Below are 15,080 nucleotides of genomic sequence, written 5' to 3' on the forward strand. Positions count from 1 at the left end.
CATGACGGTCATCGAGCGCGTCCGTTCGGCCGACGGCACCGAGATCGCCCTCGAGCAGGTGACCGACGGGCCCCGGCACCTGCTGCTGGTCCCGGGCGGTCCCGCCGGCCGGCGCCGCTGGGCCCGCACCGCGGCCCTGCTCGACGGCCACTACGCCTGCTGGCTGATGGACCGCCGCGGCAAGGGCGACTCCGGCGACACGCTGCCCTACGCGTTCGCCCGCGAGTTCGAGGACCTCCGGGCCGCGACCGGGCGCCTGGCGAGCCAGGGGCCGCTGAGCGTGGGCGCGAACTCCAGCGGCGCCTCCGTGGTCCTCGGTGCCGCGGTGCGCGGCCTCCCGGTCTCCGAGCTGTTCCTCTACGAGCCGCCGTGGCCGGTCGACGGCCCGCTGACGCCGCCTGCGACCATCGACGCCCTCGACGTGATGATCACCGACGGCGACCGGGCGGGGGCGGTGACGCGGGCCCTGACCGAGGTCGTCGGCGTGCCGGCCGCCGCCGTGCGCGGCCTGCGGACGCTGCCCACCTGGGCCGAACGCGTCGCGCTGGTGCACACGTGGACCCGCGAGATGCGGGAGGTCGACCGGCTCCCCGGGATCGACGCCCTGGCCGCGGTCGACGTGCCCGTGGTGCTGCTGCTCGGCGACCGCAGCCCGGACCACCTGCGGCGGGCCACGACGGCGATCGCCGCCGTGCTCCCGCGCGCGACGGTCGTCCCGCTCCCGGGCCAGGGCCACGGCGCGCTCGACGAGGCACCGGCGGTCGTCGCCGAGGCCCTGCTCGCCCGGGTCACCCCGAGCTGACGCGACCCTCGATCAGCGCGGCCCGGCCAGCCCCGCGGCGGTGTCGTCGAGGGAGACCGCTGCGCGGCCCGCCTCGAGTCGGGCCACCGGGACCCGGAACGGGCTGCAGGAGACGTAGTCGAGCCCGACGTGGTGGAAGAAGTGCACCGAGTCGGGGTCGCCGCCGTGCTCGCCGCACACCCCCATCTTCAGCCCGGGCCGGGTCCGCCTGCCCTCCTCGACGGCGAGCCGGACGAGCCGGCCGACGCCGATCTCGTCGAGGGTCTCGAAGGGCGACACCGTGAACACGCCCTTGTCCAGGTACAGGGCGAAGAACGCGGCCTCGACGTCGTCGCGGGAGAAGCCCCACGCCGTCTGGGTCAGGTCGTTGGTGCCGAACGAGAAGAAGTCGGCGGCCTCGGCGATCCGCGCGGCGGTGAGCGCGGCCCGCGGCAGCTCGATCATCGTCCCGACCGGGATGTCGAGCGCGACGCCCTCGCGATCGGCGATCTCGGCGAGGATCCCGTCTGTCTCGTCGCGGATCAGGTGCAGCTCCATCACCGACCCGACGAGCGGCACCATGATCTCCACCTGGGGGCGGCCGCCGGCCTTGATCCGCTCCGCGGCGGCCTCGGCGGCGGCCCGCACCTGCATCGCGAACAGCCCGGGCACCACGAGGCCGAGCCGCACGCCGCGCAGCCCCAGCATGGGGTTCGACTCGTGCAGCCGTTCGACCGCGGCGAGCAGCGCCTCGTCCGCGGCGGGGTCCTCCCCGCGTTCGCGGGCCACGGCCACGCGGACCGCCAGCTCGGTGCGGTCGGGCAGGAACTCGTGCAGCGGCGGGTCCAGCAGCCGCACCGTCACCGGCAGGCCGTCCATCGCCGCGAACAGGTCGGCGAAGTCGCCGCGCTGCAACGGCCGCAACGCGTCGAGCGCGGCGGCGCGGGCCTTCGCCGAGCCGGCGAGGACGAGCCGCTCGATCAGTGCCCGCCGCTCCCCGAGGAACATGTGCTCGGTGCGGCACAGGCCGATGCCCTGGGCCCCGAGCCGGCGGGCCCGGGCGGCGTCCTCCGCCGTGTCGGCGTTGGCGCGCACACGCAGCCGCCGGGTGGCGTCGGCGTGGGACAGGATGCGGTGCACCGCGACCACCAGCTCGGCCGTCTCCTCGTCCGCGCTGTCCAGCACCGCGTCGAGACCCTCCTCGAGGTAGCGGGCCACGGGCGACGGGATCACGGGGACGTCGCCGAGGAAGACCTCGCCGGTGGAGCCGTCGATCGCGACCATGTCGCCCTCGCGCACCACGACCTCGCCGACCCGGGCCGTGCGGGCCGCCGCGTCGACGTCGATCGCCTCGGCGCCGCACACGCAGGTGCGGCCCATCCCCCGCGCGACGACGGCGGCGTGCGAGGTCTTGCCGCCGCGGCTGGTCAGCACCCCGGCCGCGGCGATCATGCCCTCGAGGTCGTCCGGGTTGGTCTCGCGGCGGACCAGGATCACGTGCTCGCCCGCCGCGTGCCGCGCGACGGCGGCGGCCGAGTCGAACACCGCCGCCCCGACCGCGGCGCCCGGCGACGCGGCCAGGCCCGTCGCCAGTCTCCTCCGCTCGGCGGACGGGTCGAACTGCGGGAACATCAGCCGCGCGAGCTGCTCGCCGGTGACCCGGTGCAACGCCTCGTCCAGGGTGATCAGCTGCTCGTCGACGAGCTGGGCCGCGATCCGGAACGCCGCGGCGGCGGTCCGCTTGCCGACCCGGGTCTGCAGCATCCAGAGCGTGCCGCGCTCGATGGTGAACTCGATGTCGCAGAGGTCGCGGTAGTGCGTCTCCAGCCGGCGCATCACGGAGTAGAGCTGGTCCGCCGACGCCCGGTCCCGCTGGGCGAGGTCGGCGAGCGTGAGCGTGTTGCGGATGCCGGCGACCACGTCCTCGCCCTGCGCGTTGGGCAGGTAGTCGCCGTAGACGCCCTGCTTGCCGGTGGCGGGGTCGCGGGTGAAGCACACCCCGGTGCCGGAGTCCGCACCGAGGTTGCCGAACACCATGGTGCAGACGTTCACCGCGGTGCCGAGGTCGTGCGGGATGCGCTCCCGGCGACGGTAGAGCCGGGCCCGCTCGGTGTTCCAGGAGTCGAACACCGCCTTGATCGCCAGGTCGAGCTGCTCGCGCGGGTGCTGCGGGAAGGGCCGGCCGGTCTCCTGCTGCACCACCTTCTTGTAGGCCTCGACCAGCTCCTCGAGATCGCCCGCGGTGAGGTCGACGTCCTGGCTCACCCCGCGCTCGCCCTTCATCGCGTCCATAGCGTCGGCGAACAGCTCGCCGTCGATGTCGAGCACGGTCTTGCCGAACATCGCGATCAGCCGCCGGTAGGAGTCCCAGGCGAACCGCTCGTCCCCGGCGACCGCGGCCAGCCCGCGCACCGACGCGTCGTTGAGCCCGATGTTGAGGACCGTCTCCATCATCCCGGGCATCGAGAACTTGGCGCCCGACCGCACCGAGACGAGCAGCGGGTCCTCGGGGTCGCCGAGCTGGCGGCCGATCCGGTCCTCCAGGGCCCGCAGCGCCCGGGTCACCTGCACCCGCAGCTCGGCCGGCACCACGCCGTCGGTCAGGTAGCGCCGGCACGCCTCGGTGGTCACCGTGAAGCCCGGCGGCACCGGCAGCCCCAGCCGGGTCATCTCCGCGAGGTTGGCGCCCTTGCCGCCCAGCAGGTCCTTCTGGTCCTTGCCGCCCTCGGTGAACTCGTAGACGTACTTCTGCATCGGCCACCTCACACGTCGTCGGGCAGAGGTCCTCGCCCCGCAGTCGAGCCGGGGATCCGATGCTGCCGCGCCGCGGGCCCGGGGGCCAGACCCGGACGCCGGATCACCGCGGCCGCGAGCGCGAGCGGCCCGCCTCCCCCGGCGGGGGGAGGCGGGCCACGCGCGGCGATGGACCCGTACGGGCACCGCGGTGGGAGCGGACCGGCGAACACGGACGGGCCGGGGTGGGTCGCGCACCACCCCGGCGCCGGGTCCGGCACTCCGACATCGGCCCGGTCCGCGTCCCGCACCTGGGGGGCGGGTGTGGGCTGCACGCACCGGGTCGACCTGGTTCCAGCGTGCGGTGGCGCGGGCCGCGGGGCAACGGCCGAACCTGCGCATTCGAACCTGCCGTCTCGCTGCGCCCGGGGCCGGGGAGGCGCACCCTGATCCCGTGCCAGTCGCCGCACCGGACCGCACGGATCGTCCGTTGACGATCCAGCAGGTCAGCGCGCTGCTCGCGGTGCCGGTCTCCACGCTGCGCACGTGGGAGCACCGCTACTCGGTGCCCGGCGTCGTCCGCACCCAGGGCGGGCACCGCCGCTACCCGGCGCAGGTGATCGACGAGCTGCGGATCATCCGGGACGAGATCGCCCGCGGCCGGCGCGCCGGCGACGCCGCGACGACCGCCCGCCTGCTGGTGGACTCCGACGAACCCGGCCGCGACCTGGTGGACCGCTTCCTGGAGGCGGCGCGCGCCATGGACCAGGGCGGGGTCCGCGCCTGTCTCGACGAGGCCGCCGGGCGGCTGGGCCTGGGCGCCACGGTCGACCTCGTGCTCGTGCCCGCGATGCGCCGGATCGGGCACTGGTGGGAGATCGGGAGCTGCGACGTCGGCCACGAGCACCTGGCCACCGAGGCCGCGCGCACCTGGCTGTCGCGGATCGTGGCCTTCGCGCCAGAGCCGCGCCCGGGCGGGTGCGTCCTGCTGGCCTGCGGCCCGCGTGACCTGCACTCGCTGGGGCTGGAGGCGTTCGGCATGCTCCTCGCCTCGGACGGACGGTCCTGCCGCGTCCTCGGTGCGCGGACCCCCGTCCCGACCCTGACGATCGCGGCGGAGACGCTGGACGCGGCCGCCGTCGTGGTGGTCTCCCACCTGGCCGTCGGCCGGCGGCCGGCGGTCGCCGCCCTGTCCGCCATGGCGGCCCAGGGCAGGCCGGCCTTCTACGCCGGCAACGCCTTCCTCACCCGGCCGTCCCGCCGCCGGGTCCCCGGCCGCTACCTGGGCGAGAGCCACCGCGAGGCGGTCCACCTGCTCGAGGAGGCCCTGGTCGGACCGGCGCTCGACGAGCCGGGCTGATTGCCGGGCGGGCCGGACGACCGCGCGCCCCTCGCCGTTCACCCTCCCGTCGCCCACATGGGTGAGGCTGGCGCCATGGACGACGAACACGGCGCCGGGCCCGAGGTGCCGGGGACGCTCGCGCTCCCGGGCCCGCGGTACGAGGTGGACGACTCCGACGACGACGACCCGGTGCTGCTCGAGGCCGGCGGCGTCCCCGTCGACACCTGGCGCGAGGGCTACCCGTACCCCGAGCGGCTCTCCCGGGACGAGTACGAGCAGGTCAAGCGCCTGCTCCAGATCGAGCTGCTGAAGCTGCAGAGCTGGGTCAAGGAGACCGGCGCGCGGATCGTGGTGCTGTTCGAGGGCCGCGACGCCGCGGGCAAGGGCGGCACGATCAAGCGCTTCATGGAGCACCTCAACCCGCGGGGCGCCCGGGTGGTGGCGCTGGAGAAGCCGACCGAGCGCGAGGCCGGCCAGTGGTACTTCCAGCGGTACGTCGCGCACCTGCCCGGGGCCGGCGAGATCGTGCTGTTCGACCGCAGCTGGTACAACCGCGCCGGCGTCGAGCGCGTCATGGGGTTCACCGAGCCGCGCGACTACATGGAGTTCCTGCGGGCCGCCCCGGAGCTCGAGCGGATGCTCGTCCGCTCCGGGATCCACCTGGTCAAACTGTGGTTCTCGGTGTCGCAGAACGAGCAGCGCACCCGCTTCCTCATCCGCCAGGTCGACCCGGTGCGGCAGTGGAAGCTCTCCCCGATGGACCTCGCCTCCCTGGACCGCTGGGAGGACTACACCGAGGCCAAGGAGGCCATGTTCTTCTACACCGACACCGCGGACGCCCCGTGGACGGTGATCAAGAGCAACGACAAGAAGCGCGCCCGGCTGGAGGCGATCCGGCACGTGCTGGGGCTGTTCGACTACCCCGGCAAGGACCCGAGCGTCGCGACCCCGCCGGACCCGCTGATCGTCGGGCCCGCCGCGTCCGTCTTCGAGGCGGGCGAGGGCCGCGCGGTGTTCCCGCCGCTGGCCGGCCACCCGCCGCGCTGACGCCGGTCCGCCCGGCGGGACGACCTCTCCCGCACCTTCAGGGCGGCTCGGTCCCGCAGCTCGTCGAGCCCCTTGATCGCCGTCTGGACGAACGGGATCAGGTCGCGGATCACGTCCGTCACCGCCGCGACGGCATGGCGTCGCCCGGTCGACGAGATCCACGTGCTCGGCACGAGTGCCACGGTGTCCACCCCTTCGCTTCGGCCCCTCGGATGACGGTGGAGCCGTAGTCAACCCCGGATGGAGCAGCGGCGCCACGGCTGAGGGCCCTCCTGGCCACCTGTTCATCGACAGGTCAGGTCGAGGCCACCTCGACCCGCCGATCGGCGCCTACCCTCCGTACCAGGGGCTCGTCCCGGCACACACGCCCGGGCCCGCGCGGAGGGAGGCCGACGTGACCGTCCGGGGATCCGGCGTCGGTCTGCGCCTGGTCCGAGCGTGGGCCCGGCTCGTCGGCGCCGTGTTCGTCGGCGGCCTGACGGCCGCGGTGGCGGTCGCGTGGGCCGGCGCCGAGCTCGGCCGGGCGGTGCGTGGCGAGCGCCGGCGGAGCACGCCGGGCCGGCGGCGCAGCTGCGTCTGGTGCGGGTACCGGCACACCCGCCATCCCGTGCGAGTCCACGCGGACGACCTGGCCGTCCGGCTCTACGAGCGCGTCACGGCGTAGCCGCCGCGCCGCGGCGCAGCCGGGCCCCGGGTCCGTCGAGCACGATCGCGAGCCCGCCCGCGACCACCCGGAACGGATGACGAGGCCAGGGGCACCGGCCGTCGACACTTCCGTCGGATGCCCGACGACCCGCCCGGGCCCGCGACCGATCCCGATCGGAGACGACGATGTCCGACGTCGAGGTGACCTACAAGGAGCCCGTGACGCGGGAGCAGACCGCCCGCACCCTGTCCGCGCTGGCCGAGGCCCTCGCCGACACCGGGAAGGTCGAGCTCACGCTGGGCACCACGAGCATGACCGTGCGCGTTCCCGGCGAGGTGCAGTGCAAGGTCGAGGTGGAGATCGACGAGGACGAGGTGGAGTTCGAGGTGGAGCTCCGCTGGTCGACGGCGAAGCGCCGGCACCCCGACCTCGCCGAGCCCCCGACCGAGGCGAACGAGGACGGCGGGCGGACCGAACCCTCCGCGGACGCCGCCGACTCCGCCGACGCCACCGGATCCGGCGACTCGGGTGACTCGGGCGACTCGGGCGACTCCGGCGATTCCGCGAAGCCCGAGGCGACCGGGCACGACGGCGGGGAGGAGACCCCCGCACCCGCCAAGCGCCCGGGGCACCGCCGCAAGGCCGGGGCGCGCTGAGCCGGGCGGCCGACCCGGTCCGGCCGGCCGCCCGAACCCTTTCGTCAGCTTCCCGTCGCGGTATCCCACCCCGGCTCCGGCCGCTCTGAGGCAGCACGGAACTCCGGCGGTGGGAGGGCGGCATGAGCACGGGCACGACGACGGGCACCGGACGCGGGGAGTACCTGCTCGACAATCGCGAAGTGGGGGCGGCGGCCCGGTTCGCCGCGCTCTCCGCGCTGTTCGACCGGACGACCTTCCAGCACGTGGACGCGCTCGGGCTCGCGCCCGGCGCCCGCGTCTGGGAGGTGGGGGCGGGCGGCCCCTCCGTCCCGCGCGGCCTCGCCGAGCGCGTGGGGCCGGACGGGCTGGTGGTGGCCAGCGACATCGCGCCCGAGGCGTTGACGGCGGTGGAGGCGCCCGGCGTGCGCGTGCTGCAGCACGACGTGACCGCCGACGACCCGCCCGGCACCTTCGACCTGGTGCACGCCCGGCTGGTCCTCACGCACCTGCCGGACCGCGGAGAGGCGTTGCGGCGCATGGTGTCGGCCGTCGGTCCGGGCGGGTACCTGCTCGTGGAGGACTTCGACGTCGACCTGCAGTCCGCGCCGTGCCTCACCCGCTCGACCGGCCCGGACGATCTCGTGCAGGACCGGGCGCGCCGGGTCCGGAAGGCGTTCCTCGCCCTGCTCCTCGGCCGGGGCGCGGACCTGAGCTACGGCCGGGAGCTCCCGGGGCTCCTCCGCGAGGCGGGACTCCGGGAGGTCGGCGCCGACGCCGTGCTGCCCCTGCCGTCGCCGGCGGGCGCGATCCTCGAGGCCGCCAACGTCACGCAGCTGCGCGCGCGGCTGCCCCGCACCGGGCTCGTCACCGACGCCGACGTCGCCGCCCATATCGAGGCGCTGACCAGCGGGACGCTGCCGGTCGCCGTCCCGCCGCTCGTCTCGGCGTGGGGGCGGCGCTGAGCGACACCGGCGGCTCGGGGCGCGTCAGGTCGGGACGCGGTGGTGCGCCAGCCGCGCGTGGTGGGCGTGGCCCTCGGGTCCGTGCGGGCTCACGTGCAGGGTGGCGTCGGCCAGCTTCGGGACCTCGTGCAGCAGGCGGTGCTCGGCCTCGGCGGCGATCGCGTGCGCATCGACCATCGACAGGCTGCTGTCGACCTCGAGGCCGACCTCGGCGCGCACGCGGTGCCCGACCCAGCGCAGCCGCAGCTGCTCGATCCCGCGCACCCCGGGCACCGCACGCAGGGCCGCGTCCGCCCGGTCGACGAGCTCCGGGTCCACGGCGTCCATGAGCCGCCGGTAGATGTCCCGTGCCGCGCCGCGCAGGACGACGAGGATCGCGACCGTGATCAGGATGCCGACGATCGGGTCGGCAAGCGGGAACCCGGCCAGCACCCCGAGCGCCCCCAGGACCACGGCGAGTGAGGTGAACCCGTCGGTACGGGCGTGCAGCCCGTCGGCCACCAGCGCGGCCGAGCCGATGCGCCGGCCCACCCGGATCCGGTGGACCGCGACGAGCTCGTTGCCCACGAACCCGATCAGGCCGGCCGCGACGAGCACGCCGAGGTCGGCGATCGGCTGCGGGTCGACCAGGCGGCGGACGGACTCGTACCCGGCGACGACGGCCGACAGGGCGATCATCGCCACGATGAACACGCCGGCCAGGTCCTCGGCGCGGCCGTAGCCGTAGGTGTAGCGCCGGGTGGGCCGGCGACGGCCCAGTACGAACGCGATCCACAGCGGGACGGCGGTCAGCGCGTCGGAGAAGTTGTGGACCGTGTCGGCCAGCAGCGCCACCGACCCGGTCAGCACCACCACGCCGGCCTGCGCCAGCGCCGTCACCAGCAGCGCCGCCAGGCTGATCTTGAGGGCGCGGATGCCGTCGGCGCTGGCCTCCAGCGCGGAGTCGACGGAGTCCGCCGCGTCGTGGCTGTGCGGCGTGACGACCGAGCGGAGGAGCCGGAGCAGCCCGCCGGATCCGTGGTCCCCGTGCCCGTGCCCGTGCCCGTGGCCGTGACCGTGCTGTCGAGCAACGCCTCGCACCTCCGTCATGGTTGGCAGGATGCCCAGCTCAGAGGCATCATGCAACCATGCGCGCGCACAAGGACATCGCAGCTGCCAGTCCCGTGCGGGAGCCACTGGATGCCGAGGTGGTGGCCCTCGCCGCCGATGTCCTGCGGCAGTTGGGCGACGCGACCCGGTTCCACCTGCTCGGCCTGCTCGCCGAGGGCCCGCAGGACGTGACCACGCTCACCGCGCGGGTGGCCGCGTCACGGTCCTCGGTGTCGCAGCACCTCGGCCGGTTGCGCCTGGCCGGGCTGGTCGGCGCCCGCCGCGAGGGGCGGCGGATGGTCTACCGGCTCACCAGCGACCACGTGCGGAGGCTGGTGGAGGAGACGTACGCGTTCGCCGAGCACGTCGGCCACCGCATCCCCCACCACGACTCGGAGTGACGGCGGCACCCCCGCCCGTGCGTGACCCCGATGCCGTATTGCTCCGGACCGGTGCCGCTGATCTGATGGCGCTCCCGGAGGCGCCCGTCCTCCGGTCGTGGTCCAGGGCCCGGTCAAGCAGTCGGCCGTCTTCTTCCTCGTGCAGGAGGTGGCGATGCCGGATGTGTGCGCGGACGCGCCGGACGGGGGCGGTGCCGGAACCGGCGATCCGTTCGTCCCCCACCTGACCACCGCTGCCGAAGCGCGCGGCGACGCGGTCGTGGTCCACGTGACCGGGGAGATCGACGCGGAGACCGCCGCGGAGTTCCGGGACGCCGTGACGCGGGTCCTCGACGGACGGCTGGTGGTCGTGGTCCTGATCGGCGTGGCCTTCCTGGGCTCCGCCGGGTTGGCCGCGCTCCTCGGGATCCGGGACCGGGCCGTCGCGTCGGGGGCCGTCGTCCGGTTCGTGGTGGGCGGCAACCGGGTGGTGATCCGGCCGCTGGCGATCACCGGCGTGGCCCGCGAGCTCGAGCTGTACGACGAGCTCGGGCCGGCCCTCCGGGACCCCGCACCGGGCGCCGCCTGAGTCCGAGCGGCGCCGGTGCGGCATCAGTGCAGCAGAGCGGCGTCAGGGTGGCGTCGGAGCAGCATCAGTCCCCGACCGGCGCCCCGCCGACGCCGATCTCGTTGCCGTCCGGGTCGCGGTACAGCGCCTTGCGCACACCGTTCCAGTAGGTCTCCCGCGTCTCCGGGTGCACGCCCCGGCCGGCCGCGGCGGACACGAACCCCTCGAGGTCGCCGACGAACAACGTGACCCGCGCGCAGCCGGCGTGGTCCGGGTACAGCTCGACGTACACGTGGCGGTGCTCCGCGATCGTCCAGACGCGCTCGGTGTCGTTCGGCGCGAAGGACCCGACCTCCCCGAGCAGCCGCTCGAACCAGCGAACGGCGCGCGGGAGGTCGCTGACCGCGACACCGGCGAACAGGTCGACGTCCATGTCCCCTCGGACCGGCCGGCGGCCCCGAACTCATCGGTGCGCGCCGACCGCCGTGGGGGCGCGGTCGGGGACCGCGGCGACGGCCTCGCCCAGGTCCTGGGCGGGGTTGCCGCCCCAGTGCGCCCCGGCCGGGACCTCCTCGCCCTTCATGACGAACGTGTCCGGCTCGATCTCCACGGCGTCGCCGACCGACACGCCGTAGTGCACGAGGGCACCGACGCCGAGGGTGACCCCGGCACCGAGCGCGGAGCGGTCGGACTTGAAGGCGCCGTCCTCCTGCGAGTGGCACTGGATGGTCACACCGACGTTGAGCGAGCAGTCGTCGCCGACGGTGGTCATCGTGCGTTCGGTCATCGCCGCGCCGTCGTCGAACACGCGCCGGCCGATGCGCAGGCCGAGCATCCGGGCGACGAGGTTCTTGTACGGGGTGCCGGCCAGCAGCCGCTCCATCGGCGGCATCGTGAGCTTCCAGTACCGCTCGTGCCGCCAGAAGCGCACGTCGTAGATCGAGCAGGACTTCGGCCGGAGGCGACGGAAGCCCGCCCCCGCCCGCTCCCAGAAGATGAACCAGAGCAGCGAGAACAGCACGCTCGCCGCGACCTCGGCGGCGAAGGCGACCGCACCGAGATCGGCGTAGTGGTCCACGGCCACCATCGCGAGCAGCAGGAGCCCGAACACGTGGCCCCACCGGACCAGCAGGGCGAGGACGATCGTGACGGCGTTGTGCGCGTTCTTCCTGCGGAGCAGCCGCCGCCGTTCGTCCCGGTCGATCTCGAAGCCCCGGTCCCGCCGCACCGTCCGCGGGATCTCGAAGGCGGGCGAACCGAGCAGACCGACGCCTTCGCGCACCGGCCCGTCGATCGGGATCGCGACCTTGGTGGCGAGCAGGCAGTCGTCGCCGCTGCGGCCGCCGACGGGGTAGGCGATCTGGTTGCCCAGGAAGTTCCGCGCACCGATCGAGACGCGGGAGGCCCGGAACGAGGTGTTGGAGAAGTCGGCGTTGTTGACGGACAGCCCGTCCGCGATGACGGTGCCGGTGCCCACCGAGACGAGGAACGGCGTCTCCTGTGCCACCAATGAACCGAAGTTCGAGCCGGTCTGCTCGACCTTGCCGAGGTCGTAGCCGAGCAGGTAGAGATAGCCGACGATGTACGAGCTGTCACCGAAGAGCGTGACGAACAGCTTGACGTTGGTGAGCCGGGTGATGGTGCGGTGCAGCGAGTACCGGATCCCGTGCACCGGGTACACGTGGTCGGGCCGCACGAAGGCTGCGAGCAGCCGCGGCACGGTGAACACGACCATCAACCCCACGAGCAGGCCGCCGAAGACGATCGCGACCGATCCGAGCAGGGCGTCGAGGTAGAACTCGGACGTCGTGTACCCGACGGCGCCGGGCTCCAGCAGGATCCGCAGCCGCGGCACCTCGGTCAGCAGGAGGAACAGCCCGCCGAAGCCGAGCGGCAGGTAGATCGCGAACAGCTTGGCCAGCTGGCTCGTCACGTAGGTGACCCTGCGCAGGCGCCGCACCCGGACCGCGGGCACGGCCCGGAAGTCGGTGTGGGTCGGGACCGGCGGCGAGCCGTGCCACCGCTCCCTCGCGGGCACGCTCTGTCCCCGGTGCAGGGAGGAGGCATGGCCCAGCTGGGCGCCGTCGCCCATCGCGGTGCCGATGTCCAGCACGCACTTCTCCCCGACCACGACGTCGCGGCCGAGCGTGACCGGCCCCTGCTGGATCTTCCCCGCGTGTGCGCGGTAACCCAGCAGGAAGGTGTCCTTGCGGACCACGGTCCCGGCGCCCAGCGAGATGAGGTCCGTGCAGATCGGCACGAAACGCGTGAGGATCACGACGTTCGGCCCGACCTTCGCGCCGAGCAGGCGCAGGTACAGGGTGTACAGCGGCGACCCCACCATGAGCAGCACCAGCGGGTTGCCCCGCACGAGTGTCTTGACCAGCCAGAACCGGACGTAGCGCAGGCTCCAGACCGGGAACTCCGTCTCCTTCCAGCGTCCGATCAGCAGCCACTTCGCCACGATCGGCATCAGGGTGAGGGCCAGGAACGCCACGGCTCCCGCCACGAGCGAGCGGAGGTAGATCTCGACCAGCCCGACGCCCGAGGAGATCCAGATGTAGGCACGGTCCATGACGACGCCCGTGCCCGTGACGTAGAGCAGGAAGATCAGCAGCTGGAGGACGCCCGTGAGCACGTACCCCGCGGTGCTGTGCCGCACCGGGACGACAGCCGGTGGGGCGGCCGGAGTGGGGGGCGCCGCGTCCGTCGGGCCGGCAGCAGCGGCGGCCATGCCGTCGAGCGTCGGGGTGGCGTAGACGTCCCGGATCGAGATCGACGGCAGGTCGTCGCGCTTGCGCAGGCGCGCGCAGAACCGGGTCATCACCATCGAGTCCGCGCCGAGGTCGTCGAACACGTTCCGATCGGTCGGCACCTGCTCGACGCCCAGCACCTCGGCCAGCACCCGGGCGAGCCCCTGCGCGACGTCGTCGCGGGACGCCGACGGCGCGGGTGCCTGCGGCACGGGCGTCGCCGCCACGGCGAGCCCGGCGAGCGTCGGGTGCGCGTACACCTCCTTGATGGAGATCGACGGCAGGTCCGGCCGCGTGCGCAGGCGCGCGCAGAACCGGGTCATCACCATCGAGTCCGCGCCGAGGTCGTCGAACACGTTGCGGTCGGTCGGGACGTGCTCCACCGCGAGGACCTCGGCGAGCACGCCGGCCAGCGCCGCGGCCAGGCCAGCGTCGGGCGCGGTCCGGGGGCTCGGCGCCGGGCGCGCCGCCGGCGCCGTCGGCGTCGGGAGGCCCGCGCGGTCGACGTTCCCGTCGAGCCCGATCGGGAGGGAGTCCAGCCGGACCAGGAGCGCCGGGACGTGGCTGCCGGTCAGGCGTTCGCGGAGCCGTGACGAGACGGCCTGCTCGTCGACCGGGGGCGCGTCGGCGCGGCAGGTGTAGTAGCCGACCAGCCCGGCGCCGTCCGGGGCGAGGTCCCGGACCGCGGCGGCCGCGGAGGCCACGCCGGGCACGGCCAGCATCGCCGCCTCGACCGCGCCGAGGTCGACCCGCTCGCCGCGGAGGTCCGCCTGCAGGGCGATCCGGCCGCGGTACTCGATCCGCCCGGTGTCGTCGACCCGCCCGAGATCGCCGGTCCGGTGGATCCGGCCGGACGGGTTGCCGGGGATCCCGAGGAAGTCCTCGACCTCCGCCGGGCCTCCCGGCCGGTACCCGCAGGCGAGCCCGAGCCCGGCGAGCCCGACCTCCCCGGTCTCGCCGTGCCGCAAGGCGATCGGGAAGTCGGGATCGAGGACGACGCCCGCGTAGGTCGGCAGCGGTACGCCGATCGACGCCGGGATGTCCGGGTCGGCCTCGGCCCACGCGGCCGCCACCGCCGCGCCCTCGGGCACGTACGCGGTGAGGAGGCGCCGGCCGGGGCGGTACCACCGCGCGACGAGGGGCTGCGGGCACGGTTCCCCCGCGACGACCAGCAACCGCAGCGCGGGCAGGTCCGGCTCGACCGTCGAGAGCAGGGTCGGGGTGGTGCACCACGCGGTCACCCGACGATCGGCGATCTCGGTGTGCAGCGCGCGTCCGGACAGCGTGGGATCACCGGGCACGAGGGTCGCGCCCGCGACCCACGCCATCCACGTCTCCGCGATCCCGGCCCCGGTGAAGAGCGGTCGCCCCTGGTACACGCGGTGACCGCCGATCCCGAACGTCTCCGAGGCGATCCGCACCGCGTTGCAGAGGCCGCGGTGGTCGATCGCCACCGCCTCCGGGAGGTCCGAGGCACCGGGCGCGTACAGCGCGAAGGCGGGCCGGTCGGCGCGCTCACCCCGTTCGGCCGGCTGCAGCCGCCCGGGGCTCATCTCCGCGATCAGCCGCGCGGCGGCGTCGATCGCGACGACCTCGGCCGTGCTCTGCCGCAGCGCGTCCCGCAGGTGACTGCGCCCGAGCACGACGCGCGCCCCCGAGTCGGCGACGACGAAGGCCAGCCGGTCCGCCGGGGCGCCGGGATCGAGGGGCACGCAGGTCCCGCCGAGGGTGAACACGGCGAGCTGGGCGACGCAGGCGTCGACGGGGTCGTCGAACAGCAACGCGACCCGGTCGCCGGCGCCGGTCCCGCGCACCCGCAGGTAGCGGGCGAGCCGGTTGGCCCGCGCGTCGAGCTCGTCGTAGGTCAGCGCGGCGCCGGGGGCGTCGACGGCGAGCTGGGTCGCGCGCCCGTACTCCCGGATCCAGTCGCACCGCTCCTCGAACACGGCGTCGAGCCGCTCGTGGCGGCGCACCCGCCAGCCCTGCGCCTCGTGGCGGTCGACGACCACGAGGTCCGACAGCGGGACGTCCGGACGCCCGACGGCACCCGGGAGCTCGGGACCGGGGTCCCGTGGCGTGACGATCGACATGAGGCCCCCACCCCAGCACGACATCTGCTGCGCCACACGACGGAGATCGTC

General features: G+C 74.5%; 12 protein-coding genes. 8 read left to right on the forward strand and 4 right to left on the reverse strand.

Annotated elements, in window-relative coordinates:
• The first annotated feature begins 1 nt into the window (after position 1).
• A complete protein-coding gene (locus tag PKE99_RS18790) occupies positions 2-802 on the forward strand; it encodes an alpha/beta fold hydrolase (RefSeq protein ID WP_051737671.1) in 801 nt (266 codons plus the stop codon).
• Between the two features lie 12 nt (positions 803-814).
• Here PKE99_RS18790 and ppdK read toward each other — a convergent pair whose 3' ends face one another.
• On the reverse strand, positions 815-3,535 hold the full coding sequence (ppdK, locus tag PKE99_RS18795; protein WP_037047779.1) for a pyruvate, phosphate dikinase: 2,721 nt from the start codon (positions 3,533-3,535) through the stop codon (positions 815-817).
• 433 nt (positions 3,536-3,968) lie between these two features.
• Between ppdK and PKE99_RS18800 the strand changes: the two genes are divergently transcribed.
• From PKE99_RS18800 to PKE99_RS18820, 5 genes are all read left to right on the forward strand, one after another.
• Positions 3,969-4,874, forward strand: coding sequence for a MerR family transcriptional regulator (locus tag PKE99_RS18800; RefSeq protein ID WP_156067706.1), 906 nt, complete (start codon positions 3,969-3,971; stop codon positions 4,872-4,874).
• Between the two features lie 75 nt (positions 4,875-4,949).
• Complete coding sequence (gene ppk2 / locus PKE99_RS18805) at positions 4,950-5,903, forward strand: polyphosphate kinase 2 (protein WP_037047782.1); 954 nt, start codon at positions 4,950-4,952, stop codon at positions 5,901-5,903.
• A gap of 394 nt (positions 5,904-6,297) precedes the next feature.
• The gene (locus tag PKE99_RS18810; protein WP_037047785.1) at positions 6,298-6,567 is read left to right on the forward strand and encodes a hypothetical protein; all 270 of its coding nucleotides are present in this window, start codon (positions 6,298-6,300) and stop codon (positions 6,565-6,567) included.
• Positions 6,568-6,734: 167 nt separating this feature from the next.
• Entirely contained in the window at positions 6,735-7,205 is a 471-nt protein-coding gene (locus PKE99_RS18815; RefSeq protein WP_051737672.1) for an amphi-Trp domain-containing protein, read from the forward strand.
• Between the two features lie 122 nt (positions 7,206-7,327).
• A complete protein-coding gene (locus PKE99_RS18820) occupies positions 7,328-8,149 on the forward strand; it encodes a methyltransferase domain-containing protein (protein ID WP_037047786.1) in 822 nt (273 codons plus the stop codon).
• A gap of 24 nt (positions 8,150-8,173) precedes the next feature.
• Here the strand turns inward: PKE99_RS18820 and PKE99_RS18825 are convergent, their stop codons facing one another.
• Positions 8,174-9,238: a cation diffusion facilitator family transporter gene (locus PKE99_RS18825; protein WP_051737673.1), complete on the reverse strand. Its 1,065-nt coding sequence runs from the start codon at positions 9,236-9,238 to the stop codon at positions 8,174-8,176.
• Between the two features lie 38 nt (positions 9,239-9,276).
• Between PKE99_RS18825 and PKE99_RS18830 the strand changes: the two genes are divergently transcribed.
• Both PKE99_RS18830 and PKE99_RS18835 read left to right on the forward strand, forming a co-directional pair.
• Positions 9,277-9,639 carry an ArsR/SmtB family transcription factor gene (locus PKE99_RS18830; RefSeq protein WP_037047787.1) on the forward strand — a complete coding sequence of 121 codons (363 nt, stop codon included), beginning with the start codon at positions 9,277-9,279 and terminating at the stop codon, positions 9,637-9,639.
• A gap of 97 nt (positions 9,640-9,736) precedes the next feature.
• A complete protein-coding gene (locus PKE99_RS18835; protein WP_051737674.1) occupies positions 9,737-10,207 on the forward strand; it encodes an STAS domain-containing protein in 471 nt (156 codons plus the stop codon).
• 64 nt (positions 10,208-10,271) lie between these two features.
• Here the strand turns inward: PKE99_RS18835 and PKE99_RS18840 are convergent, their stop codons facing one another.
• Entirely contained in the window at positions 10,272-10,619 is a 348-nt protein-coding gene (locus PKE99_RS18840; RefSeq protein ID WP_037047790.1) for a VOC family protein, read from the reverse strand.
• Between the two features lie 30 nt (positions 10,620-10,649).
• Positions 10,650-15,029, reverse strand: coding sequence for a Pls/PosA family non-ribosomal peptide synthetase (locus tag PKE99_RS18845; RefSeq protein WP_197040703.1), 4,380 nt, complete (start codon positions 15,027-15,029; stop codon positions 10,650-10,652).
• Positions 15,030-15,080: the final 51 nt, after the last annotated feature.

The organism is Pseudonocardia halophobica (assembly GCF_027922425.1).
Lineage (GTDB): Bacteria > Actinomycetota > Actinomycetes > Mycobacteriales > Pseudonocardiaceae > Pseudonocardia > Pseudonocardia halophobica.